The organism is Aestuariibaculum sp. M13 (genome assembly GCF_024723255.1).
GTDB lineage: Bacteria > Bacteroidota > Bacteroidia > Flavobacteriales > Flavobacteriaceae > Aestuariibaculum > Aestuariibaculum lutulentum.
Genome location: NZ_JANIAC010000004.1, coordinates 197,421 through 219,776, shown reverse-complemented (window position 1 = coordinate 219,776; position 22,356 = coordinate 197,421). Strand labels below are relative to the sequence as shown.

The 22,356-nt window shown below is 32.3% G+C and carries 16 protein-coding genes; 3 read left to right on the top strand and 13 right to left on the bottom strand.

Annotated elements, in window-relative coordinates; translation table 11 throughout:
- Positions 1 to 77: 77 nt before the first annotated feature.
- Positions 78 to 1,226, bottom strand: a complete 1,149-nt coding sequence (locus NO995_RS14690) for a FecR family protein (RefSeq protein ID WP_258228148.1) — start codon at positions 1,224 to 1,226, stop codon at positions 78 to 80.
- A gap of 221 nt (positions 1,227 to 1,447) precedes the next feature.
- Here NO995_RS14690 and NO995_RS14685 point away from each other — a divergent pair, with 221 nt between their 5' ends.
- On the top strand, positions 1,448 to 2,035 hold the full coding sequence (locus tag NO995_RS14685) for an RNA polymerase sigma factor (protein ID WP_258228147.1): 588 nt from the start codon (positions 1,448 to 1,450) through the stop codon (positions 2,033 to 2,035).
- Between the two features lie 124 nt (positions 2,036 to 2,159).
- Here NO995_RS14685 and NO995_RS14680 read toward each other — a convergent pair whose 3' ends face one another.
- From NO995_RS14680 to NO995_RS14670, 3 genes are all read right to left on the bottom strand, one after another.
- Positions 2,160 to 3,098, bottom strand: coding sequence for a serine protease (locus NO995_RS14680; RefSeq protein ID WP_258228146.1), 939 nt, complete (start codon positions 3,096 to 3,098; stop codon positions 2,160 to 2,162).
- Between the two features lie 312 nt (positions 3,099 to 3,410).
- Entirely contained in the window at positions 3,411 to 4,925 is a 1,515-nt protein-coding gene (locus NO995_RS14675; RefSeq protein WP_258228145.1) for an arylsulfatase, read from the bottom strand.
- A gap of 29 nt (positions 4,926 to 4,954) precedes the next feature.
- Entirely contained in the window at positions 4,955 to 7,798 is a 2,844-nt protein-coding gene (locus tag NO995_RS14670; RefSeq protein ID WP_258228144.1) for a sugar-binding domain-containing protein, read from the bottom strand.
- A gap of 427 nt (positions 7,799 to 8,225) precedes the next feature.
- On the opposite strand from NO995_RS14670, the gene NO995_RS14665 reads away from it, so the two are divergent.
- Both NO995_RS14665 and NO995_RS17845 read left to right on the top strand, forming a co-directional pair.
- A complete protein-coding gene (locus NO995_RS14665) occupies positions 8,226 to 8,372 on the top strand; it encodes a hypothetical protein (RefSeq protein WP_258228143.1) in 147 nt (48 codons plus the stop codon).
- Positions 8,372 to 8,596, top strand: coding sequence for a sigma-70 family RNA polymerase sigma factor (locus NO995_RS17845; protein WP_375141560.1), 225 nt, complete (start codon positions 8,372 to 8,374; stop codon positions 8,594 to 8,596). Before NO995_RS14665 ends, NO995_RS17845 begins: the two co-directional genes overlap by 1 nt.
- A gap of 235 nt (positions 8,597 to 8,831) precedes the next feature.
- Here the strand turns inward: NO995_RS17845 and NO995_RS14660 are convergent, their stop codons facing one another.
- The 9 genes from NO995_RS14660 to NO995_RS14620 form a co-directional block, all read right to left on the bottom strand.
- Positions 8,832 to 10,256 (bottom strand): redoxin domain-containing protein, encoded by a 1,425-nt coding sequence (locus NO995_RS14660; RefSeq protein ID WP_258228142.1) that lies wholly within the window; start codon positions 10,254 to 10,256, stop codon positions 8,832 to 8,834.
- 39 nt (positions 10,257 to 10,295) lie between these two features.
- Entirely contained in the window at positions 10,296 to 11,693 is a 1,398-nt protein-coding gene (locus tag NO995_RS14655; RefSeq protein WP_258228141.1) for a redoxin family protein, read from the bottom strand.
- Between the two features lie 7 nt (positions 11,694 to 11,700).
- Positions 11,701 to 13,104 (bottom strand): TlpA disulfide reductase family protein, encoded by a 1,404-nt coding sequence (locus NO995_RS14650; protein WP_258228140.1) that lies wholly within the window; start codon positions 13,102 to 13,104, stop codon positions 11,701 to 11,703.
- 227 nt (positions 13,105 to 13,331) lie between these two features.
- Positions 13,332 to 14,807, bottom strand: coding sequence for a PKD-like family lipoprotein (locus NO995_RS14645; protein WP_258228139.1), 1,476 nt, complete (start codon positions 14,805 to 14,807; stop codon positions 13,332 to 13,334).
- A 14-nt stretch (positions 14,808 to 14,821) separates the two neighbouring features.
- Positions 14,822 to 15,595 (bottom strand): DUF4843 domain-containing protein, encoded by a 774-nt coding sequence (locus tag NO995_RS14640; RefSeq protein WP_258228138.1) that lies wholly within the window; start codon positions 15,593 to 15,595, stop codon positions 14,822 to 14,824.
- 17 nt (positions 15,596 to 15,612) lie between these two features.
- The gene (locus tag NO995_RS14635) at positions 15,613 to 17,055 is read right to left on the bottom strand and encodes a RagB/SusD family nutrient uptake outer membrane protein (protein ID WP_258228137.1); all 1,443 of its coding nucleotides are present in this window, start codon (positions 17,053 to 17,055) and stop codon (positions 15,613 to 15,615) included.
- Positions 17,056 to 17,069: 14 nt separating this feature from the next.
- The gene (locus NO995_RS14630) at positions 17,070 to 20,324 is read right to left on the bottom strand and encodes a SusC/RagA family TonB-linked outer membrane protein (protein WP_258228136.1); all 3,255 of its coding nucleotides are present in this window, start codon (positions 20,322 to 20,324) and stop codon (positions 17,070 to 17,072) included.
- Positions 20,325 to 20,494: 170 nt separating this feature from the next.
- Positions 20,495 to 21,691: a FecR family protein gene (locus NO995_RS14625; RefSeq protein ID WP_258228135.1), complete on the bottom strand. Its 1,197-nt coding sequence runs from the start codon at positions 21,689 to 21,691 to the stop codon at positions 20,495 to 20,497.
- Positions 21,692 to 21,781: 90 nt separating this feature from the next.
- Positions 21,782 to 22,336, bottom strand: coding sequence for an RNA polymerase sigma-70 factor (locus tag NO995_RS14620; protein WP_258228134.1), 555 nt, complete (start codon positions 22,334 to 22,336; stop codon positions 21,782 to 21,784).
- Positions 22,337 to 22,356 lie beyond the last annotated feature (20 nt).

The window sequence follows — 22,356 nt, the reverse complement described above, 5'->3', positions numbered from 1 at the left end:
TGTTTATAAATTAATTCTCTAAATAACAGGGACGAAGATCGATTCCGGCAAGTTTCATTTCTTCGATCCCTTTTTTTCTATTTTAAAATCACTGTTTTGTCATATATCTCATAAGTATTAATAAATCCTAAATCTTTTATATTCTCAATAATTTCTTCTATATTTTGTTTCTTGTCGAGTACACCATTAAAGCGAATATTTTCTATACCATCGCCTTCAAATTCAACCTCCATATCATACCAACGCGATAATACTTTCATGATTTCTTTTAATGGTTTATGTTCGAAACTATATACATTATCTCTCCATGATATTTCATTATAAACATCTACAGTTTCAATGAATAAATCTTGATTTGTTTTATTGAGTGTGGCTTTATCGTTAGGTTTTAAAACTTCCTCTTTACCATCGGCTAGTAAAGCTATACTACCTTCTACTAATGTCGTTGACACATTTTCTTCATCGTAATAGGCTTTTATATTAAACTCAGTTCCTAAAACTTGAACTGCCTGTTCTGGAGCAATAACTTTAAAAGAAGTTCCATTATTTTTAGTACTTGAGGCTACATCAAAATAAGCTTCTCCATAAACGAGTTCGACCTCTCTGGTTTTTCCTTTAGGGAAATTTGTCGGGTATTTTAATTGACTATCTGAATTTAACCAAACCTTTGTTCCATCGGTTAACGTAACTTGAAATTCACCTCCTCTCGGAACCGTTAAATAATTATATGTAATAGCTACTTTTGACGATGTGTCTTCTTTGTAAATTAACTCTTCCCCAGTATTCGTTAAATTCAAGCTTTCATAATTTTGCTCCTCATCCAGACTTATATCGGTTCCATCCTGTAGCGTTAAAATAGCTTTATTACTAACTGGCTTAATGTTGTTATTAACAATAATTGGTTGTGGTACTTGATTACTATTATTTTTAAATGTAACATACCCTACTGTAAGAAGTATTAAAACAACAGCAGCATATTTGAGTATACTTCTTACCCTTCTCGGATTTAGAAAACGTACCTTATCTGATTTCTTTATTTTACTCCAAACTTCATCATAAGCTAACTGCTCATCTAAATTTTCCAGCAAAGACGTTAAATCATAATCATCCCGCACATAGTTTTTAAATGTGTTATAGTTCTTTTGGTCCTTTAACCAAATGCGCAGTTCCTCTTTTTCTGAATCAGAAATTGAATGCGATAAAAATTTGCGAATTAATTTTTTCAACTTTTTTTAATGTTATATTTACACTCTAGACGTATTTAGATTTTAAATACCCTTAAAAAAATTTTATTTTTTTTGAAATAATCTTTATTTAGTTTGTTTTTAAGCCAAGTATTATCTCTTCTTTAGAGTATTTATTGCGATTCTAACTTTTCTTCAAAGTGGAGATTTTTTTTAAATTAATTCGAAAAAATAATATAGATTTAATAAAAGAATAAGCAGCAATGGAGGATTTAGCGTTAATACAAGCTATCGCAAATAATGATAATGAAGCCTTTAATTCATTATTCTCTAAATACTATCGTCCTCTGGTTATTTTTATTACTACCTATACTAACGATGTCCCATCGTCTGAAGATATTGTGCAGCAAGTATTCATTACAATTTGGGAAAAAAGACAAAAATTAGATGGGATAAAATCATTAAAAAGTTATTTATATAAAATAGCTTATAACACTTTTATTGACCAATACCGAACAACCAAAAAGCAAGATTTGTTTTTCGAAGAACTACGTCAGGATATTTTAAGAGAATTAATTACTGAAAATAAAGAATACCAGGAAAAACGCATCCTGAAACTTAAAAAACTCATAAGCACCCTACCTCCTAAATGTAAAGAAATTTTAGAGCTTAATAAATTAAGAGGTCTTAATTACAAGGAAATTGCTAATAAACTAAATATATCAGAAAAAACAGTTGATGCCCAAATGCGATTGGCTTTCAAAAAAATAAGATTAGGCTTTGAAGACAATAATTTACTTTTATATATTGCCCTTATGCCTTCAAATATGGTTAAAAAGATTTTCAACTAGGTTTCTATCATAATTTTATAAAGACGTTCAGAGCCACTATTAAAAATTCTCCAAAGAAAAAATTAAACCTCGAAGAAAGAAGCCCCGAACGTTCTTAGTTCTTGCTGTTTATATTAAACAGAAATTATTCTTGATAACTCCTTACATACTTATGAAGTACACTCACAGGAACAACTTCTTTTACGAGTAATTGCAAATCTCCTTTATCTTTTGATTTGTAACTGTAATTTGCATAAGTAGAACTTACGATACCAACTACCTGACCGTGTTCGTTAACGACAGGCCCACCACTAGAACCCTGTCCAAAATCAGCCGTTATTGCTATTTTAGACACATTCGTATGTTCTTTAATGTATTTTCTTCCAATAATGCCTTTGGTCATAAAATAAGTATTATAAAAAGGATGCCCCATAGTATAAATGGTTTCCCCTACTAATTCTTCATTGGCAAGTGGTAACTCTTTTAGCTTTTGACCGCTTGTATCTAATTGCAATATTGCGACATCATTTGATTTGCTTGCTGATAAAATTTTAGAAACAGGATATAGGTTACCTTTATAGTCTGAAGCAAAGATGGTCGATATATCCATTTTCTCTTTAGCATCAATGACATGATAATTAGTAACCACAACACCGTCTTCTTGAATTACAAATCCGGTTGCACAATTTAAATGAATATTTGGACATCTTTCGCATAGATAGGCAGAACCTATTACCATGGTAGACACCTGTAAATAATTATAAATTTCATTACCTGTCATTAAATCAGGTTTATAAGAACTAACAAACACTTCTGAATTTTCTTCAGTATGCTTTTCCTTTTGAGATTGTAAATCATCAAAAGGCGTATATTTATTGGCACTTATCAATTCTTGTGCTTTAGCGGTAATATCATTAATAAATTTTGATGTATGTTTTGGTTCGATAACTTCAGCTATATTTTCCTTCGGGTTGTTTGGTTGCATTCTTACTGAGTTACAACTTAACAAAATAAATCCTAGAGCAATTGCTGTAAAATATTTAACATACATTTTATCCGTTTTTCTGTTTAAGTGATTCTTCATTTAATTTTAAATCTTATTAATAGTTTGTTTTGGCGTGAATAATTTTACTTCTTAGGTCAAAAAGAAAAAATCTAGTAAATATTTTATTCATTCTTTACCTTTAACCCACACCTATCAGACAGATTTTAAATCTTAAACTCCCTAATTTTTTTTAGATTTTTTAGAAATAAATTTAGATAAGTAATCCAATTTCTTAACATCCCAGTCAAATAACTACAAGTTTTGGTTCGGTTTGAAATAGCCAATTCCTCCCGATATTAAAACCAGCTTTATTAAACCAAGTGATGAATTCCTATTTAATATAGACTTTACTTATATTTTATTTTCAAGTATTTCAAGAAGTTTTTTAGACATCAATCGAACTATTTCAGGATGTTTATTGCAAACATTCTCACTTTCTGTTGGATCCTCTTTAAGGTTATATAATTGAACTTCTTTTCTAAATCCGGGATCTACAAATTTTCTTTCCATCCAATTGGGTGTTGGTTTATCTTTTGGAGCTATATACTTCCAATTACCCATTCTCAATCCATAAGTATATCCTTCTTCCAATAAAAACTCTCTACCCTTAGTAGATTTCCCTAACCATGTATCTAAGTAGTTTCTACTATCTATCGATGCACTTATTGGTATATCACTTTTAATTAAATGAGCAATTGATGCATACAAATCAACTTGCGAAACCAAAGCATTACTTATTGCTGGCTTGACTGTACCCGGCCAAAATACAACGGTAGGCACACGAGTTCCTGCTTCAAACACGGAATATTTACTACCTCTAAAGCTGCCTCCAGGCTTATGGTCTCCTACCAGTTCTTTTGCATAATCTAAGTAACCATCGTCCAGAACCGGACCATTGTCACTACTAAAAATTATGAGTGTATTTTCCAGTATATTAGCCTCTTTAAGTTTTTCGGTAATTTGTCCAACGCACCAATCCATTTGAGCTATAACATCTCCTCTTGGCCCCATGCTACTACTTTCAACAAATTTTATATTTGCCACCCGTGGTTCGTGAATATCAATTAAGGAAAAGTATAAGAAGAATTTATTACTTCTATTTTCATCTATAAAAGCGGTTGCTTTGTCTAATAGTACAAAAGGAATATCCTCATCTACCCAAAGAGCATCCTTTCCTCCTTTCATGGCCCCAATGCGACTAATTCCGTTAATAACCGCTCCCTGATGCTGTTTGTCTGCATGCATTTTTAATAATTCCGGGTGCTCACTACCCAATGGATAACCGTCTATTTTAGCTCCATAGCTTACTGTAATTGGATCTGATAAATCTAACCCCACAACTTCCTGGTTTTCTAAAAATACACAGGGTACTCTATCATTGGTTGCCGGCACCAAAAAGCTATAATCAAAACCCACTTCTTTAGGACCTGGAGCCACATGTTTATTCCAATCAATTTCACCTTGTCCTAAACCTAAGTGCCACTTACCTACCACAGCTGTTTTATACCCAGACTTTTGAAGCATTGCTGGTAAAGTTTCCATTGTTTCATCTATTATTAAAGGAGCATCTCCATCTAAAACAGCCGCATTATTTCTAAAAGCGTAATTACCTGTTAGCAAAGAGTATCTCGAAGGCGTACAAGTAGCCGAACTGCAATGAGCATCTGTAAAATTTATTCCTTGTTGAGCTAATCGATCTATATTAGGAGTTTCAACACCCTTTGCTCCATTAACACCAATATCACCATACCCTAAGTCGTCAACATATATAATTATAATGTTAGGGTGTTCGTTTTGGGTATTTCCTATTTGATAGGAACCTAAAAATACAGTCAAAAATATAATTGGTAATAAATACAATTTCATTCTAGAATAAATTTTATTGTTTATAGTTTTTATTTAACCAACAGAGAAGTAATATCTTCTATGTTAAGAGCAGTATCCGGGTTAAATTGATTGCTAGTCATATACTTTTTTAAGCTGTATAATAATTGTTTAGCTTCCAACCTTTCATTAATATTAGTATGTAAATCTATACCTGACATTAATAAACTTCCCTTCCCCACTTTAGCCTCAATTAAGAGTGCCGTACGACGGTTTTGAAACCAATCGTCTATAACTCTAACAATAGGTTTTAAAGATTTTGGAAATTCATCCAATACAATCGCGTTAGAATGACTCATAGCATCCCACCATTGCCAATTTGAATGATATTCTGTAGGAAACGCTTCCAAAGCAGGATGCTTAGGATCGCATAATATACCCAATGTGTGTGGTTTCTGCCCTAATGTCCAGGAGGTATTCCAAAAAATACTTGAAAACCCAACAGCTATATCACCTCCCTTTTCGGGTAAGATATCCCCCTTTGAAATATTAAAAAGGACTTTTCCCCCATTCTTCAAATACTCTATAGTTTGCTTATCCAGTTTATGAACCACTTTTACAGAATTCTCATTCGTAATTTCCGTTTGCTCAATTGGGTAAACCCAAACATCCCATGTATTTTCAAATTCAGTAACTTGAACTGATAAAATTAACTTTTCCGGGTTCTGACTTTTACTTAACGGAACAACAACTTCGCCTAAAGCAATTCCATTACCTATATCGATTGTTTTTTCGGCAAAACGACCCTCTTCAATTAATTGACCTGACATATTTGTTAACTTCCATTTAGGTTTCGCATTGACTAACGGAGATTTACCAAAATGAGCAATTTCTATTGATGCTTTTAATGTGTCCGTATTACTATAAATACGCTTTTCTAAACGTGCTAACGGCACTGTTTGATTGCAAAACTTACTATACAAGTCGCTTGTAACATAGCCTTTTTCATCCCAAAATGCATCTAATACACCTACTAAAGCTGTTCCCTGCCCCGGGAAGTCATGTAAATCAAGCAATTGAAATCCTGCTAAATTCTTAGTCCTTAAAGCCGCTTCAATATCAGCCTTATAACACAAGGTTTGTAATTTTCCTGAAGCCAAAAGAAATTCATCTGCTAACTCTCCCATCCCATTCTCAATAAGCGTTTCTTGAAAGATTTCAAAATTTCTGGGTTTAAGAACACCAGTATATTTTGACATTTCTTTAAAATTAGGATATGCACACCATTGGCCCATTTCATGAGTCACATAAGGCATCGGGATGCTTTTTACCAGCGAATCGTAATCGAAGTTGGTTTGTGGCGGATATTTATTAATGACACTTTCCAGATTTTGATTCCATAACTGAATTCTTGGAGCTGCATTATCGTAAAAATCCTGGTTTTCTAAATAAGGCCACCCACCCCCGCCGGTATATAATCTTCTATTATCTATACTTTTAAAATGATCAACAAATTTTGCTAAATAGTTCTTGTGATTTTTACCAAAAGGCTCATTTCCATAAGCCATCATGACAAAAGATGGATGGTTCCCATAAGCATTAAGCATAGCTTCACCTTCTTCATAAAGCCATTGATCGATTGGAGCACCATTACCTACGAAGGTCCATGCCGAAGCTTCGACTTGTAGATAAACCCCAAGTTCGTCGGCCGCTTGAAAAGCAGCTTCCGGAGGACACCATGAGTGAAATCGTATATGATTTAAACCAAAATTTTTAACCGTTTTCATAATACGCTTCCATGAATCGACATCGGTTGGCGGATACCCTGTTAACGGAAAGATAGCGCACTCTAAAGTACCTCTTAAAAACACAGGTCTTTCATTAATTGTAAACACCGTACCATTAGCTTTAAACTCACGCATACCAAAACTAATACACTTCTCATCTTTCCCTTGAACAGAATTTAGGGTAAGTTTCATGTCGTATAAATTTGGATTAAACTCATCCCAAAGTTGAGGATGATCTCCCATTGGGTAAACCAATTCGACTTGGTTCGATGTACCCTGGTTTATTTTTTTAGAAACTGCTTTTAAAACTTTTCCTCCTTCAGACTTTTCATTGACCTGAAGCATTAATTCTGCATCAGAATCCACACCATGCTTACCTTCAAAATCTACAAGCACTTTTACAGATTTATCTTTTATGTTCGGATAAATCTTCACATCACCAATAGCTAATTTTGGAACAATTTTAAGACTGATATCTCCCACTATTCCATTCCAATTACTTTGAGTATTATCAGAAACACTATGAGCATCCAAACCTACATCTATGTCCTTAATTCTGTTGTCTACACGAATTGTAATTTTATGGTTACCGGAAGTTAAAATGTCAGTTAGGATGTACTGGTGAGAAGTCCCTAAACTATTTTGCATACCAACCTGTTTACCGTTTACCCAAACCATCGATTCCCAATGTACACGTTCTAAATTTAAAACGATACGTTTGTTATTCCATGCTTCTGGAATAGTAACGGTTTTTTGATACCATGCCGGCCCCACATATTCTTTAACAGGAGTTAAGCAAAAAGGCACCTTTACAACCCCTTCTTTTAAATGCTTTTTTACAACATCGTTTTCATACCACAATTTATCCTTATCCATGTTACCCGTCCAAACTGTTTTCTGAGAAACATCATGTCCTTTTCCATTTTCAGCCATGGACCCTGGCAACTTAACAGTTTCTTCAAAATTTAATTCAAACCAATTTTGGCTAACACCTTCATCTAAGGTATCTATTTTAAAATTCCAATCTCCTGATAAATCAATTTCTGAAACAGAAGGGTTTTCACAACTTTGAAATCCCGCCAGTACAAGTGACAAAAGGATCAATGCCTTAATATTCCTAAATATCATATAGTTATTTATTTTTCTTTGCTAACTCCAATTCTATCTGTTCTATATTCTTGCCATTTGTTTATATCAAGTTCAACTGATTAAACAATATTAATTATGCTGTTTAACAAAACGAACTACTTTTTTAGAGACGAAAACTGATATTGAAAACCCTTAATTTATTTCAAAAATATTTTCCAACTGAAAAACCGGAAATATAAAACCGTCTGCGGCAGAAAAAATTAAGCATAACAGAATTTAAGATGAGTTGCAAAAAACGGAAATACTGAACCACTCAAAACGGAATTTTTTGAGCCACATAAAAACTCTTTACAGTCTAAGCTATTAAAAGGATTCTTATTAATTATTGCTATGCTCAATTTTATCCGCTGTGGGTGGTATACTATAACCGCCCTATCCACATAACCCTAAAAGCTATCTATACTCAATGGTTTATAACACATTTATTGACCATTGTAGAAAAAATAAAAATCAGGATTTGTTTTTTGAAGAATTACGTCAAAACATCCTTCGAGAATTAATCAAGGAGAACAAAGAATACCAAGAAAAAAAATTCAGAAACTCAGAAGATTAATGAATACTCTTCCTCCCAAGTGTAAAGAAATTTTAGAGTTAAACAAGCTACGAGGACTAAACTATAAAGAGATAGCTGAAAAATTAAATATATCTGAAAAAACAGTTGAAAATCAAATGAGTGTGGCCTATAAAAAAATTAGGAAAGGTTTCGAAAATGACAGATTATTTCTTCCGTTGATACTGAAAAAGATATCTAATAAAATCAATAATTACTTGTTTTAACTAATTCAATTTATTTAACCACACTTTATAACAATAATTAAACGAGGGCATTATATCTGCCGTTAATGATCCATGATCTCCGTCCTATCCACTCATAATTCCTATAATTATAACCATAAATTATCTTCTCCCATCTTCATATCCAATCAAATACAGGAAGTTCAAAATTAAAAAGCATCGCAAATGCGATGCTTTCGACTTACACTTAGATTAGCTTCCTAATCAACTTTAAACTCTACGATTTTAAATCTTTACCTTGAGCCATTTCTATCATTGCCGATAACTCTGCAACCATACCGTCAATTCCACCTTTAAAACCAACAACTTTAAATCTCAAATTCCCTTTAGGATCAATAACAACCTTTGTTGGTATACCCGTTACACCAAAAGCTGATGCTGCCTGATTGGTTCTTGTTTCTGCATTTCTATAATCCATATATAAATCGAAATCATAATTATTCTCACTTAAATAATTTTTAGCCAAGGTTAGCGGATCTTTATCTTTCTCGAAAGTATGTACAAATAAAAACATGACATCTTCATCGTTTTTATATTTATTAGCTGCTGCTTTCATACCTGGAAATGATGCTTTACAAGGCCCACACCAGGTTGCCCAAAAATCAACAACTAAAGTTTTTCCTTTTAAATCTTCATTGGTTACATCCTTACCATTTATATCTTTTAATGTAAAATTTGGTGAAGGCTCATTAATCATGATTTCTGCTAAATGATTAAGAATTTCATCATTCATTTTATTCATTAATCCGTCTAAATAAGTGTCGTAATCGGTGTTACCTAATTCTGTATACGCTGTTTTCAAGTATGTTTTTGTCTCTTCGGTTGCTTTACCTTCAATTACCGCATTTTCTAGTGCAGGCAACGCCTCCTCATAGCTTCCGCATTTAGCCAACATCGTAGCATATTTTAAACTTAATTTCCCTTTATTCTCTGAAGTATTTCTTAATACCTGAATGACTTTAATCGCCTCATCAAGTTTTCCTTCTTTATAAAGAGCCTCTGCATAACTGAACTTAAGAGTTTTTAACAATTGACTATCTTTTAGCCATAATTGATTATCTGACTTACCTTTGTTTGCTTCAAATTTTGACAATTCTGATTCTAACAAATCAACCAAACCAAAGTTCTTTTCAGATTTATTTACCTCTCTAGATATTAAATCTAAAGCCAAAAATCTCATTTGACTTCTTTCATCCATTTCTTGTTGATAAACAACTGCTTCTTTGTAATTACCTCTATCCAACTGAAACTTAATCATTGTATAATAAGCTCCTTCAAAATTTTGGGATTGAAAACCCATTTTAGCTTCTTCAAAAAGTTTAATTTTATCTACCGGATCTTCTTCCCTTAAAATCTCAGATGTCTTAACTCTAGCTGCATAAAATCCATATGGAAATTCCTCGGCTGCCAAATCAACAATCTCTTTTGACTTTTCTTTATTTTTTTGAGCGTTATAATAATTAACCACTTTTTTGTAGTCCTCCTCGACTTTACTCTTTAAAAGCTTCTTAATTATTTTACTAGCTCCTGATGAATCCATTTGATTCAATTGCTCCTGAGTAATATTAGAAGCCTTATTAGCTGATCCACATCCCACTAGTAGAATTGCCGAAAAGCCAAGTGCCATATATGTTTTTTTCATAGCCGTTTTATTTAATTATTACTTTTTTATTACTTTTTATTATTGTAAATCTTCTTTTTTAATCATATCTATCATCGCTGATAGTTCGGCAACCATGATATTTTTATCGCTATTAAAACCAACTACTTTAAATCTTAAATTCCCTTTATCGTCAATAACAACTTTAGTTGGAATACCGGTTATCCCAAAAGCTGTTGCTGCTTGATTAGTCCTAGTTTCTTTATTTCTATAATCCATGTATAAATCAAAGTCATAATTATTTTCACTTAAGTAATTTTTAGCAAGTGTTAATGGATCGGTTTGTTTTTCGAATGTATGAACAAATAAAAATTTCACATCTTTATCATTTTTATACTTATTTGCAGCAGCTTTCATGCCTGGAAAAGATTGTTTACAGGGTCCACACCAAGTCGCCCAAAAATCTATTACTAGAATTTTTCCTTTAAAATCTTCATTTGTAACCTCGTTTCCATCAATATCCTTAATCACAAAGTTTGGAGATGGATCATTAATCATTATCTCGCTAACGTGTTTTGAAATACCATCATTCATTTTATTAATTAACTCTTCAAAATAAAGATTGAAATCTACTCCTCCCTCTGCTTTATAGGCTCTTTCTAGATAATATTTTGTCTCCTCATTTAATCGACCGTCTATTATTGCATTTTCAAAAACAGGAATAACCTCTTCATAATCACCACATTTAGATAGGATGAGAGCATCTTTCAAACTTATTTTTTTATTCGTCTTACTAATATCTGACATAACTTCCAAGGCTTCATTAACCTTACCTTTGTCACAATAAGCTTCTGCTAATCCATACCTCAATGTTCTTAGTGTTTTTTCATCATCATTTGTATTTTCTTTAATGGCTTGAAAAGCTTCCAAATTGGTTTTAAACAGTTTAACTTTATCAATTTCAACACCTGATTTATCCGCATGTTGAACTATAATATTTAATAAATAATAGCGAAAACGACTCGTATTTTTCATTTCCTGTTGATAAGCAATGGCTTGATTATACTCTCCATGTTCCAGCTGGAAAAGCACCATCGTATAATAAGCCATTTCTAACTTATGATGTGAAAAATTCTTTCTTAACTCATCAAAAGCTTTAGCTTTTAATTCAGGATCCTTTTCACGATCCATAATACCGGATTGCCTGCTTACTGCATGATAACCGAATGGGAACTTTTCACGGGCCTTTTTAGCTACTTCGTTAATTTTTTTTACGTCCTTTTTAGAATTATAATACTTAACTACCGTTCTAAAATCTTCTTCATTTTCACTTTTTAAGAGCTTTTTAATTGTTTTAGTAATAGCAACTGAATCCATTTGATTAAGTTGCTCTTGAGTAATTTTACTAGCTTTTTTTGATGAAGAACATCCTACAGATAATATTGAAGACAAGCATAAAACCAAATATATTTTTTTCATAACTAATTTATTTTTGAAGTTCAAGTAGTGTATTAAGTTGGTCTTTTAATAATTTATCAGAAGGCCTTAAGGCATTTGTCGATATAATTTTCCCCTCTTTATCAAACATTAAAAAACGAGGAATTGCATTTATTTCATAATTTTTTGCAATACGGGAACTAAAATCTTTATCAGCCATTAACTGAATCCCTCCAAGATTCTCACTTTGAACAAAATCCTTCCATTTTTGTTTATCTTTTAACTTATCTAACGACACGCTCATAAAAACAATATCTTCACCTGCATAATCTTTTTCTAATTTTTTAAGATGTGGAATTTCCGCTTTACATGGTCCACACCAAGTCGCCCAAACATCTACATACATATATTTACCTTTGAAATCAGAAAAAGACACTGGTTTACCGAAAACATCTTCGTAAGTAAATTCAACTCCCGGTTGACCTTCTTCAGAGTGCATTTTTTTTTCACATTCTAAAGTATAGTTTTTACTTTCTTCGGATGTCAGATATTGATACAAAGGACGAATAACAACTTTATATTCTTCAGGTTTTAGCTTCAATTCTTTAAGTGTTTCAAGTATGTATAATTCTTTAAGGTTAGATTCAGAAATATGGGCCATCTCTTGACTAATTACTTCTAGTTTTGATATTTTTTTTGAAGATTGACGCCTGTGATAATAGAAATAACTAAGCATCCATTTTTTACCGTTATCTAATTTTAAAATATTTGGATCTGAAAATTTGATACCTTCAGTATAAAAATCTGCATAAACCTTTGGACGATTGTTTTTTTCGGGATGAGCAACCCTTGGTAAGCGAAAAAAGAAAAAAGCCTCTGTTTCAAAATCTGCTTGAATAGCCAACTTTAAAAGCTTATTAAACTTCTCGTCGTTAGTATGAACGGCTCTTTTCAAATCCTCAACCATCTGATAACCTTTATTTTGAATAAAAGGAAAAAAATCCTTATATGTTTGATAAGCACCTACTCGGTTAAAAGTCCTAAATTGATTATTAATTTCATTAGCCTTTTGTACCAAATCATTATAACCATTTTTCTTACCTTTTAACTTATAACTATTCTCACTAATATCAATATTAATTTCTAAGCCTGGCTGTATATAAAGACGAATATTTTGTCCTCGTAATTTCCTGTTAAATTGTCCATAATCAACATAATAAAATCCAGGATCTATAATAGGTAAATTAAAGCCAAAGTTACCTTCTGAATTAACCTGCGTTGTAGTATGTTCTACTAATTGCCCTTTTACAACATGGAGCAAAGTCACTTGATTAGTTACTGATTGGAAATTTAAGTGCCCTACTATAGTTGCCATGTTCATTTTAGATCTAGCATGCAACACATTTAAAATTGACATAGTACAAGCTATTACAAAAATAATTTGCTTTTTCATTATTAATAGTTTGAATGATTTGTATTTAATTTGGTTAAAGAAATTTCGGCCTTACATACACTAACTCTCTAAAAGATAAATTAGCGGTTCACTTAAGAGTGTAGACCTCTTTTACGCTTTGTTTAAAGCGCTTAAAAATTGAACCTATAAATTTAGAGATTAATATATTTTTAAAAAGGAAAGAAGAAAAGAGAAGGATAGCTTCTCCTTTCTTCTAAATATAACTTTTAACGTCTACGGTATGATGAACTCACGACTTTTCCTAAGCCTTCAAATCGCTGTTCTAAATCTAGCATCCCGTTTACCGGAGGAACTGTATACAATTCTAAAGCACCATTCTGAGTACTTTCATTATAGGTAAATACATGCAACTGTTTTACCATACTACTAGGTATATTATTCTTGTTTTCAAATTTCATTAAGGTAATTTGCTCAGCCCCTTTATCTAAAACTACTTTCGATTGTTTTAAATTAAAATCATACTCATACACCTTACTGCCGTCATTATAAAATAAATATCCAAAATTTGGGCTTATGGCAAAATCTTTAGATTGTAGCATAACTGCCGCTATATCTTCTGGTATTTCTTCATAATACCGTTGTGTTACAGTACCGGATATTGAAACTCCCATTCTAGCTAAGTATAATTTAGAATTATTTGGGTCTTTTAAAAGAGAGTGTACCTCTCCTCCATTATAATAAGTATAAGTCATGTAAACCATATCTTTACCTGTATTATAATCAAATAAATTTCCTTCAGGCAAAGTATAGCAACTTTGTTGATTATAACCTATTTTCAAAAACCTTTGGTTATCTGCATCATAAATTATACTACAGAATAAGAAACATTCTGCTATAAACGGAGCTGCTTTAAAGTTCTTAGCTTCACTAAGTACTGTGTTATTAGGTATTCCATAATCAAAATAAGTAGAGTTATACTGAAAAATATCGCCATCCTTATAAATAAAACACGCTCTATTCTGGAACGAAGCAATATTCATAAAATCAACTCCGTAATCTAATGGCGTATCTAATGTCATCATTTCATAAGATAAGTAATATTCTGGTTTCCAATCAAAAGTATCAGGATGAATCCTTGTTGTTCCCGTATCTTCTGATGTCACATAAATTCCATAAAAATTCCTATGTGAATAACAATAAACAAATTTAGGAGCGCCTTCTAATTTTAGTGATGAACCGGAAAAATCCAATACATCATTAATCGTTCTATATTCATCATCTATTAAAGACAACATATCTAAACGTGCCGTACCATTATCGTCACACAGTACCATCCATCCTTCATAAATGGCACTTTTTACATCTAAATAAAACTGTGTATTCCATTGTACTCCTGTATCTTTATCAGTTACACGATAACGCACATTATATTCTCCTGGAATTAGCTGTACTGCTTCAATAACTAAATTCTTTTCTGTACCCAATATAATATCATCACCGGGACCTTGTGCATACCATTCGTATTCATAATCATTTTCATCACCTTTTTGGTCAAGGGTAAAGTTAAGTTCTGGCTTAATTTCTAAAGGTTCTCCTAACAATACATTGTAATGTGATTCTACTGCACTAAAAAGCACTTCATTAATCTCTTTGTAATCATAATTTCCTAAATCTTCTGCACATGAGTTAAATAACAAAGCGCAGAAAATTATTATAAATGGATATTTTATATTTTTTATCATAACTATAGTTTTAATTAGTTTTGAGCATTACTCCCCATTACCATTGCATTTCCGTCTTCTTCATAAATGGTTTCTCCTGCCTTTTCCTTTTCATTTAGGTAACGTTGCATGTAAACTGCATGATACTTCATTTCAGCATAATCATCAGTCACATCGTAATAATCTAAAGGTATATCAAGAACCTCACTCATAAGTAACATTTTCCTTTCTGAAAAATCTCCAAGCCAATACCAGTTCCAAAAACTTGGTTCTCTAATAATATTATTGATTGTTAGCTGAAAAACAGAAAAGCTTAACGTTTCTTGAGTTAATTCATCTACTACTTTGTCCTTCATATCAACTGCAAAATCTTTACTTTCTTGTAACTCTAAAATAAGGTTATAGGAATTATCCTTCATATCATCTGTTTTATAAAAAGTAACAGGGATAAAATCTGACTTTTTATTAGCTCCAAAAACAATTTTTTCAGGTAAACTATAGTGAACACCTTCAATAGCCGTACTTGCCTCGGAAACTTTTACCTTTACTTCACGATCATAATCAGTCACATGACCTTGAACAGAAACTTTTAAATCGAAAACCAATTCTTTTACTTCATCTGGCTGAAAAGCAAAAGTACTCCCTAAACTGTCTGTGTAAGATAGATACACATCAGTTGTATAACCTTCTAGAGGCCATGTATAATAAATACTGTCTTTAGCACTATACGTTGGTAACTTATCTTCTTCACAAGACAGCATAACAAGACCAATACATAGAAACGTTATATATAAAATTATTTTTTTCATAATTTACTTTTAATTGTTTACTGATATTTTAATTCTGAATCTGGCAATGGAAGAACATACTTTTCAGGACTCATAGTTATAAAAGACCTAGATGATGTAGATTTAGCATTTGGAATTTTCTCTATGTTTCTCCTTTTGTAATAAAAGAAAAGTTGTCCCTCACCAAAAAACTCTCTCATATATTCCTTTTCAATTTCAGCTTGAATATCCACTCCTGATTCTGCATTTACCAATCCTCGATTATATCTTACCGTATTAAGATATTCTAAAGCAGTAATTTCATCCGTTTCTGCTTCAGCTAAAATATAATACATCTCTGTTTTTCGAATTAATGGTTGCATATACCTAAAAGGCATATCTGGCTCTGCAACATCGGCAAATTTGTGAAATGTACGAAAGGTAATTTCTCCACCTTCCGTAGGTTTAATCCAAATGTAATTATATCTATAATCACTTTCATTCGATTCGAACATTTGATCTAATCGTGATTCGTTGTAATACAAAACATCGTTCGCTCTAAGTTCACCTGAAAACATATTATCATATCGGTTGTATAGATTTACATTTTGAGGTCCAAAAATCACCTCTGGTGAAAATGAACGATCCGGATTTCCTCCAGCAGAGGTAATAGCTGAAGGCGATGTCCAAGGGTAAATTGATGATGCCTCATCTATTACAAATTTGGCAGCGGTTTTGGCTGTTTCAATATTCCCTGCATATAAATTAACTCTTGCTTGTAAAGCCTTTACTCCAAAATAATTTAGATGTAATTTTCTATTATTTAAATAGTAACCGTCTGTTATACTTGAATTTCCAAGTATAGGATCATTTTCAAGTAAACTTTCTGCCATATCCAAATCTTTCAGAACTAATTCCATAACTGCTTTAGCCGATAATATTTCTCCATTCTCTGCTTTTGCTTCAGAATAGTATGGAATTGCACTAGATTCCGGGTTTTCACTATAAATAGGGCCAAAAATTCGTAACAAATCAAAGTGTAACATAGCACGCAACCCATAGGCCTCACCTTTAATAATGTTAGATTTTTCTGGATTAAGAACACCATATTTGTCGACATTCGTAATTAAATCATTAAGATTTAAAATCGACACATATGCATTTGTCCAAATACCATCAAAACTACTTCTTAAATCTTCATTAGAATAATTATATCCTACGAAAGGAGCATAGTCGGAATCTGATCTTGCAATAGTATACCTCTGAGCTAAAAGTTCCATGACTCCCATAGTTAACCTCCCTCCATAAAGTGGTTCCGAAGTTATTCTATGATAAACTCCGTTTAATTGATTTTGTATTCCACCTTCGGTTGCATACAATTGTGATTCTAATATTTTATCCTCTGGTGTAACATCTAAATAATCACTACAAGAACTTGAAGTAATCCCAATAAATACCACACCTATTATCTTAATTATATTGTTTTTTATACTATTCTTCATAATCAACATACTTATTAAAATGACGCGTTAATACTAAAAGATACAGAACGAGCAAATGGATAATCAATCCCGCGCTCCGCTAATACTGATGAAACTCTAAAAATGTTATTCATATAAGCATTAAATCGTAATGATTTCATTCCAATAGCCTCCAACCACTTTTTATTACTAGCTCTATAGCCAAAATTAATTGACTCACCTATTAAAACATCTTCATCTTGAACAAAACGTGATGAAATTGGCACTCTTTTAGTGTAGGCATCTACTCTTATATCTCTAAACTGTGCAACATCTCCAGATTGTTGCCACCTTTCGTATAAAGCTCTTCTATCCTGGTTATACAAGACATCCCCATACCTAATGTTCTCAACCTTGTTATACAAAGCATAATTAAACTGCTGTCCCCCAAAACGATATCTTACATTTACTCCCAACGTAAAACCTTTTAAACTAAAATAGTTACTGTAAACACCCTCTAAAGTTGGTCTGGTATTACCAACCACTATTTCATCTTGATAATCATAATCAAAAGTGGTTTGTCCGTTTTTCTTTAAAAAGACTTCTTTTCCGGTAGCAGGGTCTATTCCCATAGAAGGTACCGTCCAAATATCATCAGGACTGTAACCATCCCTATATCTTAATAAATCTCCGCTAGCTATAGCATTTTCATCTAATTCTTGTAATTTATTTCCGAAACCATCATAATTCATTTTTAACGTTGCACCTGTAATTCCGGTACGCCACATAAAATCTTTACTTAAATTATTAATGATTTTATAATTTACGATGGCTTCAAAACCATTTACCTCTAATCGCCCCACATTTAATGGATAACTTACTAATCCAGTAGAAGAAGCCAGACCAACTGCAACAACTAGAGGATCAGTGTTTTTTCTATATAAATTAAAGCGTCCATCAAACCTATTATTGAACATAGCGAAATCTAAACCTAAGTTCATATCGAAAGTCCGCTGCCACTCTAAATCGGCATTTGCAAATTGGCTTAATTCTGTTCCTACTCCTAGGGCGCTTACAGTATTTCCATAGTTATAGACAGATGTAGAAGCTACACTACCTAAATTCTGATTCCCGGTATAACCAAAGGTTTGTTTTAAACGAAGCAGATTAATAATATTTGATTTAAACATCTTCTCTTTATGAATATTCCATCCTAAACCTGCGGACCAGAATGGTGAAAATTGCTCGTTAGACCCAAAAGCCGTAGACCCATCTAAACGGTAATTTAAATCTAGTAAGTATCGTTTATCAAAAGCATAGTTAACAGAAGCCATAATATTATTTCTACGGTATTTTCGTACCGAATAATTAGGCTTAGAATCTGGCCTATAACTAAATGAAAAGCTTGGATTGGCATTTGCACCAACTGGAAAACCTACAACTGTAGTACCATAAACTTCTGAATTTTGCTCCTCTATATCAGCTCGAACATTCGCATTTATACTATGCTTACCATTTATTAAATTATTATACACTAACATCGCGTTAGCCATATAGTTAAAATTATCGTTTTCTGTTTTTGTTAATGTTCCCTTTTCAAAAAAACTAACATCATCAAATGTTGGATCTTCAGGATCTAGGAATACTTCTCTTTCTGAAGAAATCTTTCTCACCTGAAGTCCACCTTGAACTCTTAAATTAGGTGTTAAATCTATTATAATACCCAAGTTATTCTGAATGGAAAAGCTTGTTGTTTCATCTGAATTATTCAGTAATGTTTGGTATAAAGGATTCACTAACCCACTCCCTCTTAATGGATCAGCATCTAAATACCTTGTAATTTCTCCCAAAGCATTATACTTTTTGTAATATGGGTTAGCTCGAGCATAATCACTAAATGATCCATAATTAGATTCCTTAGCCTCGTAACCACTAACATATAATCTATTAGATATGTTTACCTTTCCTCTTCTATAAATTAAATCGACATTACCACCCCAGGTATCTCTTCCAGAGCCTTTCATCACACCTTTTCCATCACGATAATTAAAACCGGCATTAAATCGAAGCGATTCGGAGCCTCCACTTGCCATGACAGAATGTCTTTGAGATACTGCTGTTCTTACAGGCTCATTTAACCAATAGGTGTCCACACCTCTTTTTATATCAGCTAATCTTTGATTATACATACTATCTAAAACTACAGGATTCCCATAAACAGACCACAACCCTGATAGTCTTTCATACTCTAACTTTTCTGAAGAATTCATCAAATTATAATCTGTGAGATCAGGTGTTTCAACAGTAAAATCTCCAGTATAACTTAATTGAATTTGACCTTCTCTTGGCTTAATGGTTTCAACAACTACAACGCCATTTGCTGCTTTAGAACCATACAAAGCTGTAGAAGCAGCATCTTTTAAAATGGTAATGGAAGCCACACGGTTCATATCTAAATCTACAATGGTACGCAGGGTGGTTTCAAAACCATCTAAAATAAATAAAGGACTGTTTGGATCAGCTCCATACTCGTCTCTTAAGTCTTCGTTAGAAATACTCGTTTTTCCTCTTACCTCAATGTTTGGCAGTACATTAGGGTTAGATCCTTGCAGGTTGTTTTCCAATACTATAAAGGAAGGGTCTAATGTTTTTAAACTTTCAATAACATTAACATTACCTATCGCTTTAAGTTCTTCACCAGAAACCGTATTTACAGCTCCCGTGTAGGTATCTTTTTTACGCTCTACGATACCGGTAACCACAACTTCATCTAAAGCTGATATATCTTCAGCTAATTTTATATCAATAGTTTTTTGGCTGCTATAAACAATTTCTTGAGATTTAAAACCTACATAGCTAAATAAAAGAGTTTGTCCTTTTTCAATAACAACTTTATAATTACCATCAAAATCTGTACTTACTCCTTTTTTTGTTTCTTTTACCAAAACAGTTACTCCTGGTAATGGCTGACCTATTTCATCGGTAACAACACCACTAACAAGATTTCCCTGTTGTATTTCTTCAACTGGCACAATTAAATACAGTCCGTTACTTTGCTCTTCTAGTTTAAAGCCAGCACCTATTAAAGATGTTACAATAACTTCTACATCGGTATCTACAAAATCTGCATTAATTATTCTATTAATATCCAGTTCATCATCACTATAAAAGAAATCGATATTAGCCTTATCGCTAACAGTTCTCAAGGCTTCGTGAAGCGTAACCCCATTGAGATTTAGTGTGATTTTTTGTGAAAATGCAAAAGCACCAATATTAAATAATATTATAAACAAGTAGATTGATCGCCTCATAAAGCTTAAAATTTGCGGCATGAATCGCCTGAGAAGAAAATACCCTTCCCTTGAAAAGTTTTTTTTCATACATTTACGTGTTAAATTGGTTAATTATTTTTAGTCACTTAGTTAATCAACAGCATTTTACAACCGATTGATACTACCAATATCAATCGGTTTTTGTACTGTTATTTTTTCAAAATTTTCACTTCTATAGTTTTATTATCATTTTTATATGCCTTGTAATCAATACGAGCTGTTTTTGCAATCATATCCATTAAACTTCTTAATTCATTATCCTTTCTTGCCACACCAGTAAAGACAACCGTTTTGGTTTTATTATCTTCAAAATCGACTTCAAAATCATACCATCTGCCTAATTTTTTAAGTATGTTTTCCAGTGACTCATGTTCAAAATAAAATTTACCATCTTTCCATGATGTGTAATTTCTAACACTTACATTTTTGGTTAACATAATGCTATTGCTTCCTTTTTTATAATACCCTTGTTGATTAGGTGCTAATACCATTGTTCCTGCATTCTCTGATGTTAATTCCACTTTACCTTCTACAAGCGTTGTGGCAAAAAAATCATCATCTTCATATGCACTTACATTAAATGATGTTCCTAAAACCGTAACATTTAAAGTATTAGTTTTCACTATAAACTTCTTATCACTCTTAACCACATCAAAATAGGCCTCGCCAGATAATTCAACCTCCCTTGTATTTCCTGTAAAAGATTCAGGATATTTAATTGATGATGCCGAGTTAACCCAAACTTTTGTCCCATCGGGCAACACCACGCTATAAATACCTCCATGTGGTACATGCAGCGTATTAAAACCTACCGATGCTGATGCTGTATTGTTATACTCTTTATATTCCAGAACATTTTCTTTATTTTCAATAAAGCGTCCTCCTTTAGATTGAATGGTCTCATTTTTATGTGCATCCAAAACCACTTCACTTCCATCGGCTAAAATTAAAACGGCCTTTGAATAGCCAGGTTTAATTTCACTCAAGACTTGCTGGGTAACAATTTGCTCTTGTTCGTGAGTACGGTACTGCCAATAAAAAGTTACTGATAAAAGAACAACCAACACGGCTGCATACTTTAATACGTTTTTAATTTTCTTAACCCTGTTAGATTTTTTAATTTTTTGTTGTAGTTGATTGAATTTTTTATCGGTTCTTATAGACTGATAAAATTTATATTTATCGTTCAGCTTTTTCTGATCGACAATTTCTTGATATAATTTGGAAGCTTCTTCATTTTGCAACCAATGATCAAGTTCTGCTTTTTCAGCCAATTCTATAGTTCCCATAATGGATTTACTAATCAGCTCTGCAATCCTATATTTTGAATACAATTTTTTGCTCATATTTATATTACTAAAACATTATGTATTTATTAAAAACACATTGTTTTTATAATAAGAGTAAAATAAATACAGAATGGGTGGAAAAAAATTTTAAAAAAATTGTGATTTTAACAAAATCGATAAATAAACCACGACAAAAGGCTGGTCTTTAAGGCTTCTTTTAAGAAGCTCTATAGCCCGTGATCTCTGAGATTTTACGGTATTTACAGTAATATCCATTTCAATTGCAATATCTTTATATTTCATACCATCAATACAAGACATTTTGAATACTTTTTTACATTTTTCTGGCAATTCTTCAACAGCTTTCATTAAAATTGCATGGGCTTCTTCTTCAATTATAAACTGTTCTTCCTGAGATATAGATTCGTAATTTACCGTTTCTAAAGATATTTCTTTATAGTTGTTTCTAAGAAAGGCATAGCATCGGTTTTTAACCATGGTGTACAGATAGGACTTTAAATCTTTAATATCCTGAAGTTCCTTCCTTTTTTCCCATAAATACATCATACATTCCTCTACAACTTCCTCTGCTACAAATTGATCTTTTACATATTTTAAACCAAAAGAAAGTAAACGAGGGTATAGAGAATAGTATATTTCTCTGAATGATTTTGCTGTAATTTCTGTATTTTCAGCTATCAACTTGAATTAATTTAACTATT